Source organism: Klebsiella sp. BIGb0132, from assembly GCF_024810075.1.
GTDB classification, from domain to species: Bacteria; Pseudomonadota; Gammaproteobacteria; order Enterobacterales; family Enterobacteriaceae; genus Klebsiella; species Klebsiella terrigena.
Map to the genome: position 1 here is coordinate 1 of NZ_JANUDW010000009.1, position 24,960 is coordinate 24,960.

The window sequence follows — 24,960 nt, forward strand, 5'->3', positions numbered from 1 at the left end:
ACCGCCTGCTCAGTGCGCGTTGTCTGCGCCCATTTGCTGTCACACAGCCGCCACAGCCAGACAGGTGCTGAGTAATGCAGCAATTCACTGATTTTCTCCAGCCCACGAAGGTCGCTGTCACTGATTTGCGGGGTCAGGTTAAGCGACTGAGGCATGACCCGGACAATCCCGTCCAGTGGACGCCCACGGCGCAGTTTACGCAGCGCGGTGTATTTTTCCTTATCGGGCTCAGTAGTCAGACTACCGCCGTAAATCAGAACGGTACGGTTGCCTTCAAGCCACTGCTGCTGCTGCAGGCCAGGAACCAGTAGCTCAATAGCTGCATCATCGCCAGTAACCAACAATATACGGACTTTGTGGTGCCAGAAGAGGGTATATCGACGGCGAAGGTGAGTGCGAATTTGTTGACTGATCGTCATAGCAGTAAATACAGGGGCAGCATCTTCCTTTGATGACCCCTTAACATCATCACCCTGTGCACATTGCAGTTCTTTGCTGAAACTACGCTTGCCTTCAGCGCGAGCACCAAAGAGCAGAAAGATTCCAACTAAGACCAGAGCAATGCTGACTGCCACAGTACCGCTCAACCAAGCATACCAGGCAGAAGTATCCCTAATGAGTTGTAGCCTTTCAGGCTGCCAGTAAACGATGCCCGCCACAACAATACTGCCGACCAGCGTGATTAACGCCAAAAGCCAGAATACAATTTCCGGTTTCTTAAACAGCAAGAGGAATCGCCTCATGCCTCACCCTCCTTAGCGGAAGTCACGGGGGATACAGCCATATTCCCAACCTTTCCATTTTTGTGTTCACGGCATCCCAGTAAATGGTGCGCCAGTTGTTGTATTGATTGTGTGGTAACGGCCACGGCACGATCAGAAGTACGGCCTCGCAGCGAATACCGATAGTCCGACATTGACAGGGTTATCTTTGGGTTATTGCCGCCTTTGCTCTATTGGGGAGTAAATTCATATGTGTCGGTATATATCGATGGAATAAACTCAGCCCGGCACGGGCAGGTGCTTCTGCTGTGCAGCGTACCGGCAATACGGCGGCCATGAATAAAATCGTCAGGTAAGCCCCCCATGATTTTAAAAAGGCCGGGATGCTTACCACAGGTTACGCAGTGCTCCTCGCAGGCCTGCAATCTCCCGAAATGCATGTGATCGGGCATTCCTTCTGTGATCACCCCGCCGCAGCTTGTTTTATCGTCCTGAAACAAAAAATGTCCAACCGCCATCACTCTGTCCTTACTTTTTTACTTTCATCCGTTTCCGCACTTCTGTCTGTGCATAACGTCATTTCCGCTGTCTTCGGCCCCATTCAGCCAGAGCATGCAGATCCATTTCTTCCTGTGTCCGACTCCGTTTTAAGATCATCCCCGACAATCAGCACTTAACCATGGCCGTCAACCATGCTGTGCTCTCGCAGCCACGGTGTCAGGGTGACTCGCACGCGGGGTAATAGCCTGTATCCAGAGTGTCCCGGTGACATCATCGGCGCTGATCGCCAATTGTGCGGAGCCGGTCTGCTGCGCAGCAAGTGTCCCCATGGCTGCGGCCAGCCATGGGGAAACGCAACCAGCATGTCCTATAATAAGGTCGGTGTTATGACGGCCTGCCGGTGATGGTACGCCGGAAAGAAGCGGTATAGTCATCACCGGGATAACGGCGGAAGCCTCCTCTAACGTCAGACCACTGAGCCAGAGGTGTTTAACCTGCCCAGCCTCCAGGGGTGCCCAGTCAGCAGCCTGCTCTATGGCTTCTTCAAGCAATTGTGGAACGGCCCGTTCCGGGCGGTGTAACAAAGCCAGTGGCGGTATCGTGTTCTGCGTAAGTCTATTACCAAGCAGCAACGCCACCATTGCCTCTGCGCTTCCCTGACGAATTTCAGGTGCGACCTGAGCAGCAATGACGAGCAGTAGTGATCTGTCATTGATGCGGTTATCAAGCCACTCATCAATAAACTGCGCACCGTGACCATCAACATATTCAATCGGTTGTACGATACCGGCCTCCCCCAGGCTTTCGTGCCAGGCCGGAATAAAACGACGCGGCAAAATAGAAGTGTCGACCTCAAACAGCACTGAGAGCGTTTGTTTCGGGGAAAACGGTGCAAGTGCGATTGCAACATCAGCGAGCAGCTTCTGCAGCCGGGCCTGAAATACCACCAGATCCTGTTGTTCGGGCTCCAGTGAATCATCACTCTCATGCACCATCGGAGGGATTGGGAAAAATGTATGTAAACAATAGCCTTCCCGACCACGGCCGACCTGGCTTTTGAGTATTGAGGGCCCTTCCATTAACAATGTCACCGGAGAATGCCCCGGTTCCTCTGGTAACGGAATATCCACGCCTATATGCAGGATCTGGAGCCCCCGGCGACCCCGTCGGGTTTCCCGCAATAATGTTTCCTCACGCTTTCTGTCCCATCCATCAGCATGATTATGCTGAAAAAGCCAGAACAGCACTCTCAGAACAAACACTAGTAACCAAACCAGCACGATGCCCGCAGGAAAGAGTATCCAAAGTTTTATACTCTCTCCCTGCCGATCAAATGCCAGACCCGCTATTGTAGCCATAGCAACCAGCGCCCCCAGAACCGAAAACCAGTAGCCGAAATGAATGGGTGTCGGGCGCCAAGCTGTGGGGGGAATGATTTTAAGATTTACCGGCATAGTCAGGGTAAAAAAACCAGTTCAGGTGAAACAGTATTAAGATTCAATTGTGCGCGGACATTAGTAAATTTAGGCGGCACAATCCAGTCAAATATAACTCCATTCTTATTCCATGTAATCGATGAAAAATTTTCTTGCTTCTGCCAGCTATCTAATTCCAGTGAACGCCAGCAACTGACAACCATTATACGCTGTACCCTAGTTGTTTTTTTTGCCCCAACCTGATAAATATCGGCATACATTTCCTGCCCGGCCCCGCACTGTGCTGTAGGGTTCCCCGGGCGTGAGGGGAAACCATTAATTAAAAGAAAATATTGTCTATTACCGATGGTATGCAACTTCCTGTCACTGTATAGTGATGCCAGTTCTTTTTGAGGTATAATCGTTACACCTTCAATCGCTAATGGTTGTTGGCGGTTAAATATTTCCTTGATTTCTGATGCGGAGGCATTCAATGCTACACCAAGAAAAAACACAAGGCCTTGAATATATTTCATGTATTTATTCCCCATAAACTTTATCGGCATAACACAGCCCTGAATAAACCCATGCGTGATCCGCAGACTGCCCAGCAGAGCCAGAAGCATAGGTTGGCTGATCTCGATTGTGTAGCTGTTCTTCAGTCTGACCAGTATTCGTGGAGTTATTCATATTCCAGCCAATATTTCCGGTGTTACTGTCACACAGATGGTTATATTTACGTACCCAAGAACTAGTCGTGTCATCCCATTTGTAATAGTACCCCCCATTCCACAGAGCGATTGCTTCCCGCTCGACCATGTCGTCCGTATAGGTGCCGTGTTGGCTGAGATGACGTATCGCCTGCTCACGTTTAGCCTGGAACAAGTCGTTTCCAGCTTTAACATTCGCTTTCCAGCTCCAGGTTGTGGTGTAGTCCGGCGCCGGATTTGTCATTTGAGCCATACCATAGCCCTGGTCAAAGGATACAATTGGTTCACCATCAAGATTAATAAATTGCTTATTGAAGCTTTCATGAGCCAGCAGTTTCTTAAGCCCGGATGAGTTTTCAAGGGTATCAATAAAAGCGTGCAGATCTGTAACAACCGGGTTCTGGCCTTTGATTTTAATATTACGCTTAATGATCAACTCACCAATTTTGACTGACACGACCAGTTTCCCCCCTAGTAATTTCTCTTCACCAAAATTTACCGTCCATCTTTTTTCAGTAGAAGAAAACTCCCCGGCATCCGAAAATGCTCTTAATACGGTGGTTCCCCGAGTTCTTTCCCTCAGACCACTTCTTTTGGCATCCCAGCTAATCGCCCAGGACCATTGATAAGGGCCAGTAGCTTCCGTTCGAAATTCAAAAACAATCTCCGGAATCGTGGCATCAGCATTTAAAGTAAATTCCGCATTATCTGCCGGCGTAACCCAGGATGTATTCTCTGCGGTGGCAACCACCCGGACAAGACTATCCCGAGTGGTATTAGTAGTTCCCGCGTTCCGTGCGTTGTCCATTTTTTGGCTCCTTGATCCTTAAAACTTCAGTGAAAGTTTTTCAGCAGTGCGGGTAACGACCCGCTCCGTCATGCCGTCTTTATTCGTTATTCCCTCCCATACCTGCCCGGACACACTGCTGATGGTATAGGGAACGCCAGCGCGCGGTGTGACTTTATCTGCCTCAGTGATACGGAACTGTTCGCTAAACAAGTCACTCACCTTGCCAGGTGGAGTGGCAATGGTTTTTACATCACTGGCGGCCTCCTTACGTCCATAACGACCCGCCCTGGTGTTATAGTCACCGATCGTCGCCAGCTCAATCCTGCCGCAGTCTAGTGTGATATAACTGCCTCCGGCGTTTAACGTGATACTCTTTGCTGCTGTTATTTGGATCTCATCTTCAGTGCTGACAATGCTGATCCCCTTTCGTGCCAGTAACTCCATCATATCGTTCTGAGCCTGCACCATTACAGGTCCTTGGTTGGCAATCAGCTTCATCCCAAGTTTGCGTACAAACACACTCAACTGCGCGCCGACTCCTACAAACAACTTTTTCACCACACTGATGTCGGCATTATTTCCGGCGGTCGCCACTAGGTTCTGGCTGGCTGACAGTTGAAGGTGTTCCCCGCTTGTCACCGCCACGCCATCAGGCGCGGTCAGGTGCAACACTGAGGCCTTCAGTTCATTCAATTTTTGCTCCATCAGCGTTATTTGTGCCTGTAACTCCGCCGCACTCGCCTGTGAAGCCTCCGCATCACCGGAAATCACCTGCATTTCTTCTCTGGCAGCCTTCAGACGGTTGACCGCCGCCCCCATCTCCAGCACTTCCCCCTGCGCCTTCGCCTGCCCGTCCGCCGTAATGAATATCCCTTTCTGCGCCCGGATGGCACCCCATGAATCCGTACGCAGCTCAAAGCCTTCCCCGCGCTGTTGCTTCTCGCTGTCGACAAGATGGCCCAGGTTCAGCTGGCTCTTGCCGCCGTACTCCGTCGAGACCTTGATGTGCTCTTTCCCGCGCTCGTCGTCGAGCCGGATTTTATTATTCGCAGGCGTCCGCAGGACGTTACGTTTGTAGTTACGGATGGTGACATGGTCGCCGTGGGCCGAGTCGTGCAGCACGCCGGCGATATACGGCCTGTCCGGGTTACCGTCCTCAAAGCTAATTGCCACTTCGGTACCCGCCAGCAGCGGCAGGTGCAGGCCGTAAGTGTCGCCCGCGTACGGGCGGGACTGCCGCACCCACAGGCTTTCAAATCCGGTCTCCCAGCCGTCGCGGTCAAACAGCATGTTGACCCGGTAGCGCCCGTCTTTATCAATATGTCCGTAGGTGTCATTTTCGGTGGTGCTGGTCACGCGGGCAGGCAGCGTACCGGCCATCACCGGGCGTGAGCCTGGTACGGAACGGAAACCAAAATCGACGCTGTCCGGGATACCCTCAAAGTTAACCCCAAAGTCTTCATCACGGCGGGCATGCGTATGCATTGCGGTGACGACCACGCCCTGGCAGAAGGTCTCCGCCACCTCATAGCCGCCGGTCACCTTCAGCACCTGACCCGGAGAGAGCGTCGGGCAGCTGGTCATCGCCCGGGTCCGCGTCTGGCCGTTCAGGTAACGTTCATGCCGTATGCGGGCGTAAAACGCCCCGGACTCCGGGGCCGGGTTGCGGTCGTACGCGCTACCCGGCGTGAGATAATTGTCCGCATAGTGATAGGCATCACCGTAGGTGGTGCTATCCCCGCGGGTGGTATCCACCTGCGCATTCATGTCCTCGTTAGCCTGACGGTAGTTGTAGTCGCGGGTGCTGACCTGTTTCTGCACCACGTTGTGATGACATACCATCTCCCAGACCGAGTCCACCCCTTTAGAATGCTGGCCCGACAGCGGTACCGATGGCAACGTCAGGCCTTTCTCGTAGCCCTGCTGGCTGTCGTAAAATGCCACCACGTCGATGTTCAGGCGCGTGTCGGCGGTAAAACGAAACCAGATCCCCACCTCCCCCAGCAGACGGGTGATGAAATGCAGGTCATCTTCGCCGTACTGCATCACCTGCTCCCGGCGCGGGTACTCTTTGCTTAGCGAGAACAGAAAGTCCTGGCCTTTGAAGCCATGGCGTTCGCGCAGAATTTTTTCGACGATCTGTGGGACGGACATGTCCTGGTAGATGGCGTTCTGGTGCGAACGATCGAGCAGCACCAGACGCGGCTGGAGCGTCAGCGCGTAACGGGTTTCATCCGCGGAGGTACTGAGGCGTTCAAAGCCCGTCACTACGCCCTGAATCACCCGCACCGGCTGCTGTAGCTTAATGCCGAAGCCCTGATCGACCGGGGCCTGCAGCGTCAGGGCGCCGGGCTTCATCAGCATCATCTCTTTACTGATGGCATGCTCGGCGCTGGTGAACTCAATGCGATAGCTGAACGGCCTGCTCAGGGCTTCCTGGCCTTCAAAAGCCAGAACATCGAGCCCTGCTTCACATCCCTTCACCGACAGCTGGTGATGGTTGTGGTTGAATCTGATCGGGGGATTACTGCTCATGCGTGCACTCCTTGTGTACGGTCAAACTCCAGCCCGATAACGCCCATATCCTTCACCTGGAAGTACGGAATATCAGACTGACGTTGTTTTGGCCGCCGTCATCAACGGGGATGTTTTTAACGATAACTTTTCTTTTTTAGAAACATTCGAAAAGGACTGCACCGAAATTATTTTTATTAACATTTAACTTTTTTCTCTCTCTGAGAATAACGCAGACGTCTGATGGTGACTTAAATATCAAGAAATCATTAATTCAACGGATGATTTTGCTTTCTTTTTCGTCCTAAATGAATGAAAGTCAATATTTATATCAACGCACAAATTAGGCAACCCATTTTGGAAACTTTCAGTCATCTAATCATCCCTCTGCTTATCACGATGCACGTTTTCACGTTTCGATTCCTTAGAGGCGATAATAGAATAATGATGATTAAAAGATCAAAGATAAACACACTCAAGCCAAAACAATAAAATAACCAGGATTTTTCGTCTAATTATTAATAATGAGTTGCACTGGGGCAACAGGAAAACAAACCATCACCATCCAGAATAAACAATCATTTATATCGAAGAAGGAAATGCCGTCAGAGCATTGTTTAAAATAAGCTCCTTGGTTGATGTAAATCAACGTTTGAAAAACAAAATAACCAATTAATAACAAGGACTAATATATACGGAGTGAAATATTAAAGGGGAATATGAAACTTGCAACAAATGGATTTAACACCTCAAAACTATGATCGCAGAACCTGTCAGTAAGTTTGTGTAACTACCATCGTATTAAAGTCGATCGCTCAGGCGGTTACCCCTTCCTTACAGCCCTCACAGCGGCAGAACTTCCCGAGGTTTTATGCAAACTCGCACATTACTCAGGAAGTCTCATCCCTCTTCCGGCAAGCGGCAGTGACCGACAGGAACTCTCATCCCTGCAGGTCACTCAGCCGTAAGCAACTACTCCACTCCGGTCCTGACACAAGGTAATCAAACTAACTTAGAACCACGCCTCGAACATACCGCCGACGTTCAGCGAGTCCAGCTGATCGCTGCTGGTGCCGTTGACCTTAGCGGTATGTTTATTATCCACCTGACCGCCGGTGACGTAGAAGCGCAACATCGGCCGGAACTCAGGCCCCATCCCGATAGAGATGTTCTGCGATAGCGTCAGCTTCCAGCCCTTGTTGTCGCCACCCTGATCGTAGTCAACGCGCTGATAGCCGGCCTCCAGCCAGGTTGAATGCACGTCGTTCCAGAAATACATCGGACGAACAATCGCGCCGTAGTTTTTACGGTTATCGGTATTGTCCTTGCCGTTGTCGTAGTCATGGAAGGCCAGCAGGTATTCAACCTGCGCCTGGCGGGTGAACTTATAGTTACCTTCGAAGCTGGCGTAGATAGCCGTCAGCCCGTCGGTTTTGTTATAGACGCTGTTATCCGCGTTATCGGAATAGCGCAGGATCACCTTGTTCACGCCGCTGTCGTCGCCGTTGGTGTGACTCAACAGCAGGCCGCCCTGCCAGGCATCGAGCTGCGCGTCGTTATCCACCGCTTTTGAATCAAAGCCGTAGTTGGCGTACACCTCAACGTCGATTGGGCCAGCCTTCATATTGTGGATTTTTGACGTCAGCGCGTAGTGGCCGTCATCGCCGGTGCCCGAGCCGCCGGTACAGGTGATGCGCGACGGGTTGGACTCATCGGCCATCACCTCCGGGCTACAGGACTCAACCTGTGAGACCCCCGCCACGTCAAACTGCACGCCGCCGATGTCAAAGTTTTTCACCCCGGCGCCCTGGCCGTCGTGGTTCATCCAGAAGTAGTCGTTGATCCCCTGCTGCGGACGCTGATGGAAGTCGCGGCCGGCCCAGATATAGGCGTTGGGGTTTGATTCGAGGACGTTAGTGACGCCGACGTAGGCCTTTTTCAGGTTAACTTCGTCGCTCCAGTGGTCGAACATAACGTTAATATCCCAGATAGCGCCCTGGCTGCTCTTAAAGGCTTTGGTTATCTGGAATTCGCCGCCGTTACCTTCGTTGCCGAGACGGCCGATGGCCGACGCGCCGTTGTAGGAGCCGTCGACGCCGACGAACTTCTGATCGCCGGTCTGGAACTGGGCGCCGTAGCGGGCGTAGCCGCTAAACTTCAGGCCGAATGGAATAGCCATATCCGGCGTGGCTGCGGCGGTTTGCGGGTTGGTTTCCAGATCCACCTTCTTCGCAGCGGCGGCATCCATTTTAACCTGACGGTCGGCCAGCGCTTTATCCACGGCTTTCGCCACAATGGCGTCGATTTGTTCCTGCGTAAAATCTTGTGCCATGACAGAGGAAAGCGGGCACAGCGCGGCAATAACCGCCATGGCTAATGGCAGTTTTTTTATAATTTTCATGGTTATCTCAAATTAATTAATTATATTTTCAGACAATAACCATCCCGTTCTGGGGTAAATTGAAAAGATACCGCCAAAACAAGCTGATTTTATTTTTATTTGCGCAGAGGTACAGTTAAATAAATCGGATAATAGGCTTCTCCATATTCGGTATAATTAAATATCAGCATGGATATAGATGAATAGTCTGTTGCAATAATCCACGCACGAGAAAAAATGATGGTGGCCCGACATCTGCACCACGGTCGAAGCCATAGACTGCCGTATTTCGCTTACAGCCTTGCCGCTCTGCCGGGTCTACCGCGGTGCGCCATCGGCATCCCACAGCAGATATCTGGCACTCTCTGTCGCGCGCTGACGTAAGGCGGGCAGCGCTCATCGGCAGCCCCCCTTTCTTCACGACCGTAAGTGGATATTTCGTTTATTATTATTTAATTAGAGCGTAATTCCCCAGCGTCCCAGCCGTAATTACCAGTCGGCGTTAACGAATCACCGAGCTCCTGATAAGCGAAATCATAAAAATCAGCGCTGACCTCGTAGCCAGAGTAGTCGACTGCCGCCAGGCCAACGAATGCCCCGGTAAAGAACCCACCATAGCTTTGCAGGACATAATCGTCTGAAAGTATTGCGGCATCTAGCGTGACCGGAATTTGAGTGAAGCTGATCCCGTCAAAGCTATATTCATAGCTGTACGTTTGTTTGCGAACTTTGGTGCGGAACCAGACATACTCGGTACCTTCAGGGATCTTGATGGCATCATCTTTTAAATAAGAGGTGTATTTCCCGCGATTATTTTCACCTATTTCGATGACGGAGCCATTAATTTCATTCCAGGTGATGAACACAAAACTCCAGTGGCGATCGTTGTAGAAATTCGTTAACCCCGCCATTTGTTGATAGCTGAATGGATTAAATTTGACCTTAACCTGGGCATCAAAATAGAAGGCTTGCCAACGTCGGGCAATAAGCGACAGGTCATGGGTATTCGCTAACGAACCCTGGCCAATCAACGTCAGTTTGCCATCGCCTGTGGTACCCATTTTTTTGCTGAACGGAACGCGGAGCGTATTCCAGTTGCGATCGAGCGTCGACGTTGTAAACGCATCATGCTGGCTATGATCTTTTGCGCTTTCGGTGTAAATGGCATCCTCTGGGCCTTCAACAAATGTTTTTCCACCGTGGCCACCTTCAACACGCGGCCAGCCCTCTTCATCCCAGTACACTTTTTGGATCGACGTTTCTCTGCCCAGCGTTGACCAGCCGCGAGGATCGTAGACAGACTCGCCTGGACGATTCCACGGACGCGCGCAGAGCGAAGCGTAATACCATTCGCCAGCAGGAGTTGAAACCAAAGACCCGTGGCCCTGCTTCTGGATGTAGCTGTCCGGCGTATCGACGTTGGTTAGGAAAACGTCTCCCGGTGCCGTGGTAAAACTGTGGGCATCTAAGGTTTTAGAACGCGCGACAACCTCCTGATGGGTGAATACGGTCCCTCCCTGAGCGGCGAAAAGATAATAATATCCGTTCAGTTTGTAGAGGTGTGGCCCCTCGACGAGCGCAACGGCAGTGCCGTGATAGAGGGTTCGTGCTGTTTCCGGTTTTAACTTTAATGTCCGGGTATCAAGCTCAGTCAACGTAATGCCATCGAAGGGGTGATGATATTCCCGATGGTCCCAGGTTTGCTGAACGATATATTTACGCCCGTCATCATCATGGAACAGTGAAGCATCAAAGCCCACGCCATTCAGCTTGATAGGATCTGACCATGGACCACGAATATCCGTCGCGGTGGTCAGATAGTTGGTCATGTCTTTAAAGGCACCTTCCGTGATTTTCACATCTGTATACACTAACCAGAATTTGCCATCAGCGTGAGAAAGCGCCGGAGCCCAAATGCCACCTGATGAAGGGTTGCCTTTCATGTCTAACAGCGCGGTTGTGGACAAGGGGCTAGGGAGAAGATCCCAGTGCTGCAGGTCCTTTGACTCATGTAAACGCACGCCAGGGAACCACTCAAACGTAGAGTTTGCGATATAGTAGGTGTCATCTACACGGATAATACTGGGGTCCGCATTAAATCCAGGTAACACAGGGTTTTGAATAAGAGTCATATCAATCTTCCTTTATATAATTCTCTAATTTAAATTCTCGCAATTTAATTCAAATTTTAACTATACCCGTACCTCGTCAAGCTGACGGTTGATCTCTGTGACGTTTTTATCTGAGATAGGATAGAGCTGAATGACGATCATCGAAACAACGGATAAAGCAATCGGGATCCAAACCGCTGTCATAATAATTCCATCGATAGCATTGGCACTTTGTTGAGCACCGGTTTCGCTAAAGCCATACGCAGCCAGTAACCATAAGGGAATTGCGCCGCCAATAGTAAACCCAATCTTGAAGAAGAGGCCCATGATCGCATTAATAATCGCCGCATTGCGCTTGCCTGATTTCAATTCTCCATAGGCAATCACTTCAGGAACCAGCGCCCACATAAAGCCCGTCGCCGAGGTTAAGCCCCATTGTTTAATGAATGTGGCAATATAAGCAAGCCACAGGGCATCATGCATGCCTTCGCGTGACCAAACGTAAGTCAACAATTCACCCACAATAAACATGGCAAGGAAAAGATGGAAGAACCCTTTTTTGCCAAAAAACTTCTTGAGTTTGGGCCAAAAAATAGGGAAGACAATACCAGGAATTGAGGCAACAAGACCCACCGCCCCCATCCATTCTGAATGGCCGACAACAAACTGATTGAAGAAGCCATTCACCGTATTCATGAAGAACATAAAGGTAAAGGCCAGCATGAAAAATAGCCCCAGAATGACCAGCGGCCGGTTGTTTTTCAGTTCAAGAAATAGATCGGTCGTTTTTACGTTGGCCGTTTGTTCTGCCGTCGCGACCACGCGCTCTTTGGTAAATTTATAACAGAAGAAAAGTGCCGCTGCGCCTAGTACCATATAAATTGAGTACACGCCAAACCACGCGTAATTCGCAGATGGATCGGTATAGTTCCCCATATTGAGTTCAAAGCCAAAAAAACCGGTATCCTTGAGGCTTCGATCTTTGGGTGAAGCAATTTGTACAAACATCGGGAACAGGGTATAGACAAGCAGGTTCGCACTGTTTGCCAGCATCATTCGGGTACTGGTCAATTTATCAATGGACTCAGGATCGCGTGTCAATGACGCGTTAAGAGAACCATAAGGAATATTCACCACTGAATAAATTAAATCCAGTGCCAAATAAATAACAAAGGCAAAAGGAACGGAACCCCGAACGCCAGGAATAGGGGCAAACAGCAATGCAGAAAGAATAACCAGCGGAATGCCAGCCCTTAAAAGCCAGGGGCGATATTTACCAGCACTGGAGCTTCTTCTGTCAATGTAGGTTCCGACCATTGGGTCCCAAAAAACGTTAACTATTCGGACAAAAAGAAATATAAACCCTGCCGTTGCCGTGCTGATAGTATTTACCGTCAACATGTGAAGAGCAAGAAAACCGCCAATTGTGCCAAAGACAAGGTTTTGCGCAAAATCACCCATGCCATAACCAATGCGCTCGCCCCGCGTTAATTTGTGGTACTCATCATGCCGACTTGGAATTATGTCTTTACGCATTCTAATCAGGTCTCCGATTGTTTTTGTAAATGTGAAACACTTTTTGACACAGATAACCGCGGAGAATCTATTGCGTTTTTATATTAACTAGTTACGTTTTTTTACTTTTGTGATCATTAAACCACAGGCTTCTATCGTTCACATAACAAAAATATGGGCTTTGTATTCCCCCTCAAGGACCTGGCAGCGCGTATCTACCCGACAAAACCGGCCTTTTATTTCAGCGCGGGTCAGCGGAATCCTCCCGAAGGCTCAATTCTACATGACTGTCGGCAAGGTGAATGCATGACTATAATTTTTGCGATATTGCTCACATTTGAGCAATATCTTAATTTACGAATGAAATAACGTAATTGATCAACCGACGATGGAAATACAGGATAGCCGCAGTCATTCACTTTACGCGTCCTGAATTACGGAGTTCGTTATGCAAAATTATTTCGATCAACTCGATCGCGCGCGTCCTCAAGGTTCTAAAACAACAAACCCGCTGGCTTTCCGCCATCATCACGATCGTTAAAGGAGTTTATGCCGTCTTTTCCCCTCTAACCATCGGCGTATCGCTCGCCAAACGCACATCCACGCACGAGAACGCTGGATCGCCCCGGACAGTCCAGAGGCTTGGCGAGGAGGCCAGCCCATCTTTTTCCTGAACGCCTTTAGGCTCTATCAAAAATCTAATCATAAATATGAAGATGCCTATCAAAACTCAATTCGAGACTACCTCACCCAGCTATTTAACCGTCGTTACTGCTATCATCAACTCGCGATAAAAATTCAGCAAGCGGCTAAAAAAATCCGCTGAGTATTATTTTATGCGATATAGATCATTTCAAACGTATTAATGATAAATATGGACACTATCAGGGAGACCTTGTTATCCAATATGTCGCATGGGTACTTCAGGATCTGGTCCGCAGCGATGATATTGTCGCCAGAACGGGCGGGGAGACGAATGCTAATCGTGATGATTGTCCCGCTCATCATAAAAAAGCGACGAAAGGTACCCTTAGCCCTCTGCTCCCCTTCGATTTCCTCCACCCGCTCCAGAGCAGATAGCGCACCGGCGAGCAAGCGTCGGTCCGCGGGACATCTATATTAGATGTCCCCAACACACACGATCGTTAAAGGAGTTTATGGTGTCTTTTACCCATCTGCGTATCGCTCGTCCCGTCACCCGCCTTGCGCACGCATTCAGGATGTATGCCGAGGGTTTAGGTTTACAAAAAATTGCCGATTTCTCGGATCACGATGGTTTTAGCGGGATCATGCTGGGCCGCAAAGATTTACCCTGGCATATCGAATTGACTCTCTGTCACCATCACCCGGTTCGCCCTGCGCAGACGGCAGAAGACTTGTTGGTGCTGTACTACCCCGAACGGGATGAGTGGCAAAGGGCGTGCGCAAAAATGGAGCTGGCCGGGTTTACCCCGGTGAGCTCGTTTAATCCGTACTGGGATGTTAGCGGGCGGACCTTTGCCGATGACGATGGCTATCGGGTGGTCCTGCAGAACAGATCCTGGTCATCGGTCTAGAATCAACGCGTAGACCCGCTCAGCCCGCACGGTTTGCGCCTCTGTTCAGCAGTGCCAGCGCGACGGCGGCAGAGAGCGCAACGGCAACCGCGCTCGCCAGATAGACGGCGTTAATTCCCCATTTGCCCGCCAGGGCGCCGGCCAGCGGAGCTGTTACCCCTAAAGAAACATCAAGGAAAGCAACGTACGCCCCCATTGCCAGACTGCGGGTTTGCGGAGGAGCGCGGCGTACGGCCTCCACGCCAAATCCGGGAAAAGCCAGCGAGTAGCCAAAGCCGGTAAGCGCCGCGCCAAAGTAGGCCAGGGAGGCCGTATCGGCTCGCCAGATAAACAGCTGGCCCACGGCCTCAATCACCACGCAGATCAGCGCAACCCTTGCGCCGCCAAGCCTGTCGGGCAGATGGCCGAAGGCAACCCGCGCGGCGATAAAGGCCAGGCCGAAAGCGGTAAAAGCCAGCGAGGCGTTACCCCAGCGATGGGCAGTAAACAGCAGCGCGATAAACGCTTCGATAACGCCGAAGCCGACGCTGCACAGGGCGAGGCCTAATCCCGGCTTCCAGACGGCGCTAAGGACGGTATAGAACGAGGTTTTCTCCGTCGCCAACGGGGCAACGCCGCGAACTCTGGCAATGGCCAGCAGAGCAATAAAGGGGACCAGCAGCACGGCAAGCGACAGGCCAAAGAAGCCGCCCCAGGCGTTAAAGGCCACCCCGAGCGGAGCGCCTGACGCGTAGGCGCCGTACATCGCAATCCCGTTCCAGGACATCACTTTCCCGGCGTTTCGCGGGCCCACCAGCCCTATCCCCCAGCCCATCGCGCCGGTCACCAGCAGGCTTTCGCCCAGCGCCAGCACGATGCGTCCGGCCAGCAGGATCCACACGCTAACGCCGGGGCTGGTCGTAAACAGCAGCGAGAACAGATACAGGATCCCGGACCCAGCCGTCACCAGCAGGCCGATAACCATCGCGCGTTTCGCGCCGTGTATATCGGCAAAGTTGCCGGCCCAGGAGCGCGAAAGTAGCGCGGCCACGAACTGCGATCCGATAACCAGCCCCACCACCAGCGTACTCTGCCCCAGCGTACCGTGCAGATGCAGCGGTAATACCGGCAGCTGCATGCCAATAATCAGGAAACCAATATAAACCGATATCACAATCGGCAGTAAGGTCAGGAACACGGACCTGGACTGCGGTACGGCGTGAGTCAACGCCGCGGAAGTTTGATTTTGTTGTTCAGTCATAAGTGAATTCATTCAATGCGGGGATAAATAGCGGGCCGAAGGGCGTCCTCCCCTTCGGCTCTTGTGCCCTGTTGCGGGCTCTTTTTCATCTCGTGCGCAGCGAGAGCTCCACGTCATCCGCAAAGGGCACGGACAGATAACCCTGTTGCGGATCGCGCACGTACTCCAGATATTCCGCGCTGTAGTCGGCATTATCGGCGATGATAAGCGCGCCGGGGCGCAGACGGCTTTCGAGGAGCGCCAAAATCTCCGGATACAGTGCTTTGGCGCCGTCCAGCAGCACCATATCGATGGTCTCCGGCAGATTCTGCGCCAGAGTTTGCAGCGCATCGCCTTCGCGAACATCGACCAGAGCATCAAGCCCGGCCTCTTTCAGGTGCTCGCGGGCCCGCAGCACCTTATTCGGCTCAAACTCGCTGGTTATCAGCAGGCCACCGCCGTTATCCTTTAGCGCCGCGGCCAGATGGAGCGCGGAAATACCAAACGAGGTCCCGAACTCCACAATATGCTGCGCCCGAATGCTGCGAGCCAGCATATAGAGCAACGTCCCGGTCTCCGCGGCGACGGGGAGCCAGAGGTCCTTCAGATGACCATAAAGCTCGCGATATTCAGTTTTGCTGGTCATCATCCGCTCGCGGTCGGCGCGAGGAATGCCGGAGAACGCCGCGCTTGCGGCCCCATTTGCCTGTTTAAACAGGCGTTCCAGTAATGCCGCCAGCGGCGCGGATGTCAGCGTGGTTGACATAATAAATCCTTCAGAAGTTGTGTGGTTTACGCCTGCGGCATAAAATGCGAATAATTCGTCATCTTTTAAAGAATACGATCAATTATTCGCATTAACTATTCGCGTTCCGACTCGGGAGAGAAGCGCCATGTCACCTGCTAAAAGCAATTTGATTTCATTGAGGAAAAAGCCAAAACAGGCCCGCTCAACCGAGCTGGTATCGGCAATTATTCAGGCCGCGCTTCAGGTTTTAGAAAAAGAGGGCGCGGTACGCTTTACCACCGCGAGGGTGGCAGAAAAGGCGGGAGTGAGCGTCGGGTCGGTATATCAGTATTTTCCCAACAAAGCGGCGATTCTGTTTCGCTTACAAAGCGATGAATGGCAGCAGACAACGGCCATGCTCAGCGGGATCCTCGGTAACGCCGATCGTCCTCCGCTCGACCGATTACGCACCCTGGTGCACGCCTTTATCCAGTCGGAGTGCGAAGAGGCGGGACTGCGCCAGGCGCTCAACGACGCCGCGCCGCTCTATCGCGACGCGCCCGAGGCCACAGAAAATAGAACCGCGGCCGATAGCGTCTATCGCCACTTTATTGAGGAAGTTCTTCCCGACGCCTCGGCGGCCAGGCAGCAGCTGGCCTGCGAGCTGTTGACGACAACGCTAAGTTCGGTGGGCAGCGGTTTCTCATCCAGCCCGCGCACGGCCGAAGAAATTAGCCGCTTCTCTGATGCGATGGCGGATATGTTCAGCGCCTGGCTAAGAGAGTCCGCGCAGGAGGACGCCGGCTGAAGGCGCCGCAGAACTGATGGCGTGGTACCGCAAGGCGCAGGTTGGCGACGGCGCGTTTATCCTCCAGAAACGCCGGTTCCTCAGACAAAGACGCCCTCAGTCGACTCACGGCGGGCGGCGTCCTTACCGCAGCGTACTTCGCGAAAAATTAAGAAAAAACAAAAACCAACCCGCATACCCACCCAACCTGGTATATATTCAAAAAGCACTTTTCTGCCTTCATTTCACCGCCGCTAGCCATTTTTGGAATATGGATGAAACCCTATCTCAGCCCGGTCGCCGTACTTTGCACGTTATGTTTATCTTGCACCTATGCCAGCGCCGAGGTTGATCTGGGCTCTATCGATATTTTCTCGGCAAACAACCCCAATAGTCCGGTACCCAAAGGGTTCGTGCTGGGTGCCGCCGCCATCAGCGGCACCGCGCGCTACGAAAAGCAGGATAACGATACGCACCTGATCCCCGGCGGACTCTATTTTGGCGACCGCTTTATCTACCTTGGCGATCGCGCCCGCTACTATTTTCATATCGATGACACGGTGGCGGCCTACGGTTACGGCCGCTGGCGTTTTGGTAATTTAGATCCCAGCGATAGCGCTGCGTTCAGCGGAATGGAAAAGCGCAAGGGAGAGTTTGAAGCGGGGATCGGCGCGACGCTGATCACCCCCTATGCGCTGCTCAGCGCACGCATCAGCTCCGACGTCACCGGTCGCAGCGACGGGCAGGAGCTGCTTTTATGGGCGGATTTCCCGATCATCAAAAACAATCTGCTGATCATGCCGGGGATGGGGCTGATGATCCGCAGTAAAAATATGGCGAACTACTATTTTGGCGGCGTGTCGTCCGCGGAAGCTACCGACCAGCGCCAGCAGTGGGATACCGGCACGACCGTTTCGCCGATGGCGGCCATTGTCACCAGCTACCGCTTTAGCCCCCACTGGGTAGGGATGTTCGCGGCTAACTACGAGCTCTACGATAAGGACATCGCCGACAGCCCTATCGTTCAGCACAGCGGCGAGCTGTACGGTATTCTCGCCGTCGGCTACACCTGGTAAGCCCGCGCTAGCGCCCTTCTCCTTCAGCGTTCAGCCCGGCGGCCACCTCCAGCGCCATGGTGCTAAACGCCCGTGCGGCCGCGCTCTGCCAGGCATCCTTATGTTGCAGCAGACAGGCCGTTCTTTCCAGCAGCGCCGGCGTTAGCTCAACGGCAACCAGATCGTCGCGCTCCCGGACAACGGCGGCCGGCAGCAGGGTCGATAGCGGCGTACGCTGGATAACGGTCAGTACCGCGCTAATCGAGTTCGCCTCCATCCGAACCTGCGGCTCAATCCCATACCGGCGGCAATAGAGATCGATCCGCTCGCGGGTCGCAAACTCTCCGCTGAGCAATATCAGCGACTCCTGGCTCAGCGCTTCCCGCTCCACCCGCCGCTGCGCCGCCAGCGGGTGGTGGCGGCCCACCACCAGCGCCAGCGTTTCCGTCAGCAAAGGGCGGGACAGGATATCTCGCGAGCCGCCACCGTCAAAAGCAATACCGAGATCCAGCTCATCGTTGCGCAGCAGGGCTTCCATTCGATCCTGATCCATTTCGCGCAGGGTCAGCGAAATATTGGGGTAGCGCTGATAAAAAGAGCCCACCAGCGGCCCCATAAAATAGGTCGTAAAGGTCGGCATCATCGCCACCCGCAGCGTCCCTCGCTGAAGGTCCTCCACGTCGTGGATGGCGCGCTTTCCCTCGGCTAAATCCTGCAGCGCCCGGCGCGCATAGATCAGCCACACCTCCCCGGCATCCGTTAAGCGGATGCTGCGCGCGCTGCGGTCAAAAAGCTGGGCCCCCAGCGTCTCTTCAAGCTGGCGGATCTGCTGCGATAGCGCCGGCTGCGAGATATGAAGCGCCGTGGCGGCGCGCGTAAAGCCGCGATGTTCGGCAACCGCCAGAAAACAGGTGAGATGACGCAGCAGCATGCCGGTATCCATAAGCAATTCAAATTGAACTCATCATAAATAAGTCTTTTAACTTATGGAATAAGATACGTAACCTGTCGGCACCTTTAATCCCGGCGCTTCCCCCCGCGCGCCGCATCCCTATTTGCAGGAGCCTTTATGTCCATCGACGTTAACCTTCTTCAGCCTGCGTCCGTCGGCCGCCCTGGCCCGCATCCGCAGCGGGCAGGCGGGTCGCTATGAGCCACGCGGCGCGCGGCCGGCTGATGCTGTTGGTACTGGTCCTCGTCGGCATCAATATGCGCCCCCTGCTGACCTCAATCGGCCCCCTCCTTCCCCAGTTGCAGCAGGCCAGCGGTATGAGCTTTACCCTCGTTTCGCTACTCACCGCCATCCCGGTCGTCGCGATGGGCGCGCTGGCGCTGGCCAGCCCGTGGATTGACCGCCGCCTCAGTGAGAACCGGGGGATCGCGCTGAGCCTGCTGGCAATCGCCGCCGGCGCGCTGCTACGCGAGCTCGCCCCGCGCAGCGGGCTGCTGCTGAGCAGCGCCCTGCTCGGGGGGATCGGCATCGGTATTATTCAGGCAACGATCCCGCGAGTGATAAAACGCCGCTTCCCGCAGCATACGCCCCAGGTGATGGGGCTATGGTCAGCGGCGCTGATGGGCGGCGGCGGTCTCGGAGCGGCCTTGACGCCGTGGCTGGCGCAGCGCAGCGCCGTCTGGTACCACGCCCTGGCCTGGTGGACGCTGCCCGCGGCGCTGGCGCTCCTCGGCTGGTGGTCCGTTAACCGCGCGCCCGCGCGGGAAGCGCCTTTCGCCTCAGCGACGCCGGAAACCGCTATTTTACGCCACCGTCGCGCCTGGACGCTCGGGCTGTACTTCGGCCTCATTAACGGCGGCTACGCCAGCCTGATCGCCTGGCTGCCGCCCTACTACATGCAGTCAGGCTACAGCGCGCAGCTTAGCGGCACCCTGCTTGCCGTGATGACACTGGGCCAAACCGTCGGCGCCCTGCTGCTGCCGATGCTGGCCCGGCATGAAGATCGGCGTAAATTGCTGATGCTGACGCTGCTGCTGCAGCTGATTGGCTTCTGCGGGTTTATCTGGCTGCCGCTGTATCTGCCGCAGCTCTGGGCGATAAGCTGCGGGGTTGGTTTAGGCGGCGCCTTTCCGCTGTGCCTGGTGCTGGCGCTCGACCACTCCCGACATCCGGCGATTGCCGGACGGCTGGTGGCCTTTATGCAGGGAATTGGCTTTATCGTTGCCGGCCTCTCGCCATGGCTATCGGGCCTGCTGCGCAGCCTGAGCGGGAATTACGTGCTGGACTGGGCCTTTCACGCCGTCTGTGTGGCGCTCCTGATGGTGATAACGCTGCGTTTTGTGCCGGCACGCTACCCGCAGGAGTGGCGAAAATCGTCGCCGACTGGCGACCAGGCGCAATAACGTCAGGTGCGCAAGGGCCGCTTTCGCCCCCTTCCCGCAGAGAAAAAAGCCAAAAATCAAACCGCTACCCGCGTTAAAACTATCGCCGCCAATTGCCTTCGCCAGAATCGTATTTATTACCGAGTGAAATTAATGTGTCGCCGAATCACGACACTCGTAAGTAACTAAAAATTAATAAAAAAATGCCTCTTGTTTCCCCCATTTTTTAGGCGTACATTAGCGCCAGCTGGAGCAGTTACAGCCTGTAATTCCGAACCGCCGCAGCCGCCAGAAGCCTCTGGTTTTTCCTGCGACAGTTCATGGAAAACAATGAAAACAAAATTCGTTTGGCGTTTCGCCGAGAATGCGGAGTAATGAGACGTGAAATACTTTTTTATGGGCGTGTCTTTTATGGTCATCGTTTGGGCCGGCACCTTTGCCCTGATGATCTAAGCAGCGTGAATAGTTAAAAGAAAGGGAGCCAGCGGCTCCCTTTTTTTATTCCTGTTTTTATTCCCGCACTTATTCCTGGCCTTCGCCTGCCGTCTTGCCCGCGGCAGGAAGCAGTCCGTCGGCGCGGAACATCGATTTTATGCCGCGAATAGCCTGACGGATCCGATCGCGGTTTTCAATCAAGGCGAAGCGCACGTGGGTGTCGCCGTAGTCGCCAAAACCGATGCCCGGCGATACGCACACTTTGGCATCCTGAAGCAGCTTTTTGGCGAACTCCAGCGATCCCATCGCTGCGTAGTGCTCAGGGATCTTTGCCCACACGTACATGGACGCTTTCGGGCACTCCACCATCCAGCCCGCTTCGTGCAGCCCCTTAACCAGCACATCGCGACGGCGCTTGTACTGCTCCGCAATATCGCGCACGCACTGCTGATCGCCCTCCAGGGCGGCGATGGCCGCCACCTGCAGCGGGGTGAAGGTGCCGTAATCGTGGTAGCTTTTAATTCGCGCCAGCGCGTTGACCAGCGTTTTGTTGCCGACCATAAAGCCGATACGCCAGCCGGCCATATTGTAGCTTTTCGACAGCGTGAAGAACTCAACCGCCACGTCGCGCGCGCCGGGCACTTCCATAATGGAAGGCGCCTTCCAGCCGTCATAGACAATATCGGCATAGGCCAGGTCATGCACCACCAGCACGTCGTAGCGCTTGGCCAGCGCCACCACTTTTTCAAAGAACTCCAGCTCGACGCACTGCGCGGTTGGGTTTGAAGGGAAGCCAAGGATCATCATCTTCGGCTTCGGATAGCTTTCGCGGATCGCGCGTTCCAGCTCGTTGAAGAAATCAACGCCTTCCACCAGCGGCACCGAACGCACCTGGGCGCCAGCAATGACCGCGCCGTAAATATGAATAGGGTAGCTGGGATTCGGCACCAGTACCGTGTCACCGTGATCCAGCGTCGCCAGCATCAAATGCGCCAGCCCCTCTTTCGAGCCGATGGTGACAATGGCTTCCGATTCCGGGTCAATCTCGACGTTGTAGCGATCCTGATACCAGCGCGAGATAGCCCGGCGCAGGCGTGGAATACCGCGAGAGGTCGAGTAGCCGTGGGTATCCGGGCGTTGGGCAACAGTGCACAGTTTTTCAACGATATGCGGCGGCGTCGCGCCGTCCGGGTTGCCCATGCTGAAATCAATAATATCTTCGCCGCGCCGACGCGCAGCCATTTTCAGTTCAGCGGTAATGTTAAAAACGTACGGGGGGAGACGATCGATACGCGTAAAGCGGCGTTCAGGACTGAATTCAGCCATAGATTCCTCGGATTAACGTGAGCGCCCGGACCGTCCGAGCGACGCTGCCGCTGTTGCGACACGTTTAGAAAATAACCCGAAAAAATTCATGCTGTCGAGAGGGCAGAGAAAAAATAAAATCTGGCAGGAAAAACGGGCACTCGTTCCAGTAAATACGGCAGCTGCGGATCCGGGTTTAGCCGATACGATCGTTGAAAGTAACATCTTAATATCTTTTGTATTACCATATTTTAGCCGCAGGGCTCTCGCCCTGGCGGCCGCCCGGCGTTTGCTATGGATCCCCTTTTAAGCGTGTGCCTGTTCCCTATTATTGTCTGCGGCTGGCCTTCTGGGGCGAGGTTTTTTATCATAGCGTTTTCCCGCGAATGACACGGCGCCTCCATGCACGAAATATTCACCATGCTGCTCGCAGTTTTTGACCGCGCGGCACTGATGCTGATTTGTCTTTTTTTCCTCATCCGCCTGCGGCTGTTTCGCGAACTGCTGCATAAATCTGCCCATACGCCGAAGGAGCTGCTGGCGGTCACCGCCATTTTCTCCCTGTTTGCCCTGTTCAGTACCTGGTCAGGCGTACCGGTAGAGGGTTCGCTGGTCAACGTGCGCATCATCGCGGTGATGTCCGGCGGTATCCTGTTTGGCCCGTGGGTCGGCGCTATCGTTGGCGTCATTGCCGGGGTGCACCGCTACCTGATCGATATCGACGGCGTTACCGCCATCCCCTGCTTTATCACCAGCATCATCGCCGGGCTATTGTCCGGACTGATCGGCCGCAGGGTGCCCAAGGCCCAGCGCTGGAAGGCCGGGATCCTCGCCGGTATGCTCTGCGAAACGCTGACCATGATCCTCGTTGTGCTGTGGGCACCCTCTTTTTCACTGGGCTTCGATATCGTCTCGAAAATCGGTATTCCGATGATCCTCGGCAGCGTCAGTATCGGTTTTATCGTCCTGCTGGTGCAGAGCGTTGAGGGAGAAAAAGAGGCCAGCGCCGCGCGCCAGGCCAAGCTGGCGCTGGATATTGCCAACAAAACGCTGCCGCTGTTTCGCCACGTTAACAGCGAGTCGCTCCGTCAGGTCTGCGACATTATCCGCCGCGATATCAACGCCGATGCGGTAGCCATTACCACCACCGATCGGGTGCTGGCCTACGTTGGCTTCGGCGAGGGCAACTATCACGACCGCGACAACGCCATTAGCCCCACCACTCGCCAGGCGATTGAGAGTGGCAAAATTATTATCAAGAACAACGATGAGGCCTACAGAACTCCGGAAATTCACTCGATGCTGGTGATCCCACTGCGGGAAAAAGGCGTCGTCACCGGAACGCTGAAAATCTACTACTGCCACGCGCACCGCATCACTTCGTCGCTGCAGGAGATGGCGATAGGCCTGTCGCAAATTATCTCCACCCAGCTGGAGGTCTCCCGCGCGGAGCAGCTGCGGGAAATGGCCAACAGGGCCGAACTGCGCGCGCTGCAGAGTAAAATCAATCCGCACTTTCTCTTCAACGCGCTCAACGCCATTTCGTCATCGATTCGCATGAACCCGGATACCGCGCGTCAGCTTATTTTTAATTTATCGCGCTATTTACGCTATAACATTGAATTAAAAGACGACGAGCAGATTGATATTAAAAGGGAGCTGTACCAAATCAAGGACTACATTGCCATTGAACAGGCGCGTTTCGGCGACAAGCTCACCGTTATCTATGATATCGATGATGAAGTCAGCTGCGTCATCCCCAGCCTGCTGATCCAGCCGCTGGTAGAAAATGCCATTGTTCATGGGATCCAGCCCTGCAAGGGAAAAGGCGTGGTCACGATTGGCATCAACGAGTGTGGGAACCGGGTACGAATTAGCGTCCGTGATACCGGAAACGGCATCGATCCGGCCGTCGTCGCCCGGGTGGAGGCCGATGAAATGCCGGGGAATAAAATCGGCCTGCTCAACGTTCACCATCGGGTCAAACTGCTGTACGGCGAAGGGCTGCATATCCGGCGCATGACCCCGGGTACGGAGATCACCTTCTACGTACCCAACCGCAACGCCCCTCAGTCTACGCCGGTGTCGCTGCTGCCATGAGCGGAGAAAAAATGAAAGTCATCATCGTTGAGGACGAGTTCCTGGCGCAACAGGAGCTGACCTGGCTGATTAATACCCACAGCCAGATGGAGATTGTCGGTACCTTTGACGACGGGCTGGACGTGCTGAAGTTTCTGCAGCACAACAGGGTTGATGCCATTTTTCTCGACATCAACATTCCGTCGCTGGACGGCGTTCTGCTGGCGCAGAACATCAGCCAGTTTGCCCACAAGCCGTTTATTGTGTTTATCACCGCCTGGAAAGAGCACGCCGTAGAGGCATTTGAGCTGGAGGCGTTCGATTACATCCTCAAGCCCTATCAGGAATCACGCATTATCAACATGCTGCAGAAGCTAAGCAGCGCCTGGCAACAGCAGCAGCTTCCGCCGGCCAGCGCCAGCGCGGCGCCGAACCCGCAGCGGGAAAACGACACCATCAATATGATCAAAGATGAGCGGATTATCGTCACCAGCATTCACGATATCTACTACGCGGAAGCGCATGAAAAAATGACGTTTGTCTATACCCGGCGGGAGTCGTTCGTGATGCCGATGAACATTACGGAGTTTTGCGCCAAACTGCCGCCGGCGCACTTCTTCCGCTGCCATCGCTCCTACTGCGTCAACCTGAACAAAATTCGCGAAATTGAGCCGTGGTTTAATAACACCTACGTTCTGCGGCTGCGGGATCTGGAGTTTCAGGTGCCGGTGAGCCGCAGCAAGGTCAAAGAGTTCCGCCAGCTGATGCACCTGTAGCCGGCGCTTATCCGGGCCCTCGGGCCCGG

Annotated in this window: 19 protein-coding genes and 3 pseudogenes; 9 read left to right on the top strand and 13 right to left on the bottom strand. The window is 53.8% G+C overall.

From position 1 onward, the window contains the following. The 9 genes and pseudogenes from M2416_RS21015 to M2416_RS21055 form a co-directional block, all read right to left on the bottom strand. Nucleotides 1–743: pseudogene (locus M2416_RS21015) on the bottom strand (type VI secretion protein VasK); the annotation flags it as partial. Nucleotides 744–967: 224 nt separating this feature from the next. Continuing rightward, nucleotides 968–1,240: pseudogene (locus tag M2416_RS21020) on the bottom strand (PAAR domain-containing protein); the annotation flags it as partial. Nucleotides 1,241–1,408: 168 nt separating this feature from the next. Continuing rightward, entirely contained in the window at nt 1,409–2,581 is a 1,173-nt protein-coding gene (locus tag M2416_RS21025) for a hypothetical protein (RefSeq protein WP_259226502.1), read from the bottom strand. A 98-nt stretch (nt 2,582–2,679) separates the two neighbouring features. Continuing rightward, a complete protein-coding gene (locus M2416_RS21030; RefSeq protein ID WP_259226504.1) occupies nt 2,680–3,174 on the bottom strand; it encodes a hypothetical protein in 495 nt (164 codons plus the stop codon). A 4-nt stretch (nt 3,175–3,178) separates the two neighbouring features. After that, entirely contained in the window at nt 3,179–4,156 is a 978-nt protein-coding gene (locus M2416_RS21035; RefSeq protein WP_259226505.1) for a hypothetical protein, read from the bottom strand. Between the two features lie 18 nt (nt 4,157–4,174). After that, nucleotides 4,175–6,673 (bottom strand): type VI secretion system Vgr family protein, encoded by a 2,499-nt coding sequence (locus M2416_RS21040; protein WP_259226507.1) that lies wholly within the window; start codon nt 6,671–6,673, stop codon nt 4,175–4,177. Nucleotides 6,674–7,664: 991 nt separating this feature from the next. After that, nucleotides 7,665–9,053, bottom strand: coding sequence for a carbohydrate porin (locus tag M2416_RS21045; protein ID WP_259226509.1), 1,389 nt, complete (start codon nt 9,051–9,053; stop codon nt 7,665–7,667). A 431-nt stretch (nt 9,054–9,484) separates the two neighbouring features. Continuing rightward, nucleotides 9,485–11,164 carry a glycoside hydrolase family 43 protein gene (locus M2416_RS21050; protein ID WP_259226510.1) on the bottom strand — a complete coding sequence of 560 codons (1,680 nt, stop codon included), beginning with the start codon at nt 11,162–11,164 and terminating at the stop codon, nt 9,485–9,487. Between the two features lie 60 nt (nt 11,165–11,224). Further along, complete coding sequence (locus tag M2416_RS21055) at nt 11,225–12,664, bottom strand: MFS transporter (protein WP_259226720.1); 1,440 nt, start codon at nt 12,662–12,664, stop codon at nt 11,225–11,227. Between the two features lie 442 nt (nt 12,665–13,106). Here M2416_RS21055 and M2416_RS21060 point away from each other — a divergent pair. The 3 genes and pseudogenes from M2416_RS21060 to M2416_RS21070 all read left to right on the top strand — a co-directional run. Beyond that, nucleotides 13,107–13,190 (top strand): annotated as a pseudogene (locus tag M2416_RS21060) (hypothetical protein); the annotation flags it as partial. A gap of 296 nt (nt 13,191–13,486) precedes the next feature. Then, entirely contained in the window at nt 13,487–13,738 is a 252-nt protein-coding gene (locus M2416_RS21065) for a diguanylate cyclase domain-containing protein (RefSeq protein WP_405047861.1), read from the top strand. An 80-nt stretch (nt 13,739–13,818) separates the two neighbouring features. Then, complete coding sequence (locus M2416_RS21070) at nt 13,819–14,214, top strand: VOC family protein (RefSeq protein WP_076947758.1); 396 nt, start codon at nt 13,819–13,821, stop codon at nt 14,212–14,214. Nucleotides 14,215–14,233: 19 nt separating this feature from the next. On the opposite strand, the gene M2416_RS21075 is transcribed toward M2416_RS21070, so the two are convergent. After that, nucleotides 14,234–15,454, bottom strand: coding sequence for an arabinose transporter (locus M2416_RS21075; protein WP_076947685.1), 1,221 nt, complete (start codon nt 15,452–15,454; stop codon nt 14,234–14,236). Between the two features lie 85 nt (nt 15,455–15,539). Continuing rightward, the gene (locus M2416_RS21080; RefSeq protein ID WP_076947686.1) at nt 15,540–16,199 is read right to left on the bottom strand and encodes an O-methyltransferase; all 660 of its coding nucleotides are present in this window, start codon (nt 16,197–16,199) and stop codon (nt 15,540–15,542) included. A 127-nt stretch (nt 16,200–16,326) separates the two neighbouring features. Between M2416_RS21080 and M2416_RS21085 the strand changes: the two genes are divergently transcribed. Next, nucleotides 16,327–16,968 (top strand): TetR/AcrR family transcriptional regulator, encoded by a 642-nt coding sequence (locus M2416_RS21085; protein ID WP_076947687.1) that lies wholly within the window; start codon nt 16,327–16,329, stop codon nt 16,966–16,968. Nucleotides 16,969–17,222: 254 nt separating this feature from the next. Further along, nucleotides 17,223–18,023, top strand: a complete 801-nt coding sequence (locus tag M2416_RS21090; RefSeq protein ID WP_076947688.1) for a MipA/OmpV family protein — start codon at nt 17,223–17,225, stop codon at nt 18,021–18,023. Nucleotides 18,024–18,030: 7 nt separating this feature from the next. Here M2416_RS21090 and cynR read toward each other — a convergent pair whose 3' ends face one another. Continuing rightward, entirely contained in the window at nt 18,031–18,933 is a 903-nt protein-coding gene (gene cynR, locus M2416_RS21095) for a transcriptional regulator CynR (RefSeq protein WP_076947689.1), read from the bottom strand. Between the two features lie 218 nt (nt 18,934–19,151). On the opposite strand from cynR, the gene M2416_RS21100 reads away from it, so the two are divergent. Then, nucleotides 19,152–20,357 (top strand): cyanate transporter, encoded by a 1,206-nt coding sequence (locus tag M2416_RS21100; RefSeq protein ID WP_310504039.1) that lies wholly within the window; start codon nt 19,152–19,154, stop codon nt 20,355–20,357. Between the two features lie 360 nt (nt 20,358–20,717). After that, nucleotides 20,718–20,789 carry a membrane protein YpdK gene (gene ypdK, locus M2416_RS21105; protein WP_115193904.1) on the top strand — a complete coding sequence of 24 codons (72 nt, stop codon included), beginning with the start codon at nt 20,718–20,720 and terminating at the stop codon, nt 20,787–20,789. A gap of 69 nt (nt 20,790–20,858) precedes the next feature. On the opposite strand, the gene alaC is transcribed toward ypdK, so the two are convergent. Beyond that, entirely contained in the window at nt 20,859–22,097 is a 1,239-nt protein-coding gene (gene alaC, locus M2416_RS21110) for an alanine transaminase (RefSeq protein ID WP_133599322.1), read from the bottom strand. 399 nt (nt 22,098–22,496) lie between these two features. Here alaC and M2416_RS21115 point away from each other — a divergent pair, with 399 nt between their 5' ends. Next, nucleotides 22,497–24,176 (top strand): sensor histidine kinase, encoded by a 1,680-nt coding sequence (locus tag M2416_RS21115; RefSeq protein WP_175636998.1) that lies wholly within the window; start codon nt 22,497–22,499, stop codon nt 24,174–24,176. Between the two features lie 11 nt (nt 24,177–24,187). Continuing rightward, complete coding sequence (locus tag M2416_RS21120; protein ID WP_259226526.1) at nt 24,188–24,931, top strand: LytR/AlgR family response regulator transcription factor; 744 nt, start codon at nt 24,188–24,190, stop codon at nt 24,929–24,931. The last annotated feature ends 29 nt before the right edge of the window (nt 24,932–24,960 follow it).

Bases quoted from the DNA above. Each gene is read 5' to 3' on its own strand.
- M2416_RS21040 (WP_259226507.1), bottom strand. From the start codon at position 6,673: ATGAGCAGTAATCCCCCGATCAGATTCAACCACAACCATCACCAGCTG.
- M2416_RS21035 (WP_259226505.1), bottom strand. From the start codon at position 4,156: ATGGACAACGCACGGAACGCGGGAACTACTAATACCACTCGGGATAGT.
- M2416_RS21050 (WP_259226510.1), bottom strand. From the start codon at position 11,164: ATGACTCTTATTCAAAACCCTGTGTTACCTGGATTTAATGCGGACCCC.
- M2416_RS21045 (WP_259226509.1), bottom strand. From the start codon at position 9,053: ATGAAAATTATAAAAAAACTGCCATTAGCCATGGCGGTTATTGCCGCG.
- M2416_RS21080 (WP_076947686.1), bottom strand. From the start codon at position 16,199: ATGTCAACCACGCTGACATCCGCGCCGCTGGCGGCATTACTGGAACGC.
- M2416_RS21075 (WP_076947685.1), bottom strand. From the start codon at position 15,454: ATGACTGAACAACAAAATCAAACTTCCGCGGCGTTGACTCACGCCGTA.
- M2416_RS21085 (WP_076947687.1), top strand. From the start codon at position 16,327: ATGTCACCTGCTAAAAGCAATTTGATTTCATTGAGGAAAAAGCCAAAA.
- M2416_RS21090 (WP_076947688.1), top strand. From the start codon at position 17,223: ATGAAACCCTATCTCAGCCCGGTCGCCGTACTTTGCACGTTATGTTTA.
- M2416_RS21025 (WP_259226502.1), bottom strand. From the start codon at position 2,581: ATGGCTACAATAGCGGGTCTGGCATTTGATCGGCAGGGAGAGAGTATA.
- M2416_RS21120 (WP_259226526.1), top strand. From the start codon at position 24,188: ATGAAAGTCATCATCGTTGAGGACGAGTTCCTGGCGCAACAGGAGCTG.
- M2416_RS21030 (WP_259226504.1), bottom strand. From the start codon at position 3,174: ATGAAATATATTCAAGGCCTTGTGTTTTTTCTTGGTGTAGCATTGAAT.
- M2416_RS21115 (WP_175636998.1), top strand. From the start codon at position 22,497: ATGCTGCTCGCAGTTTTTGACCGCGCGGCACTGATGCTGATTTGTCTT.
- alaC (WP_133599322.1), bottom strand. From the start codon at position 22,097: ATGGCTGAATTCAGTCCTGAACGCCGCTTTACGCGTATCGATCGTCTC.
- M2416_RS21100 (WP_310504039.1), top strand. From the start codon at position 19,152: ATGAGCCACGCGGCGCGCGGCCGGCTGATGCTGTTGGTACTGGTCCTC.
- cynR (WP_076947689.1), bottom strand. From the start codon at position 18,933: ATGCTGCTGCGTCATCTCACCTGTTTTCTGGCGGTTGCCGAACATCGC.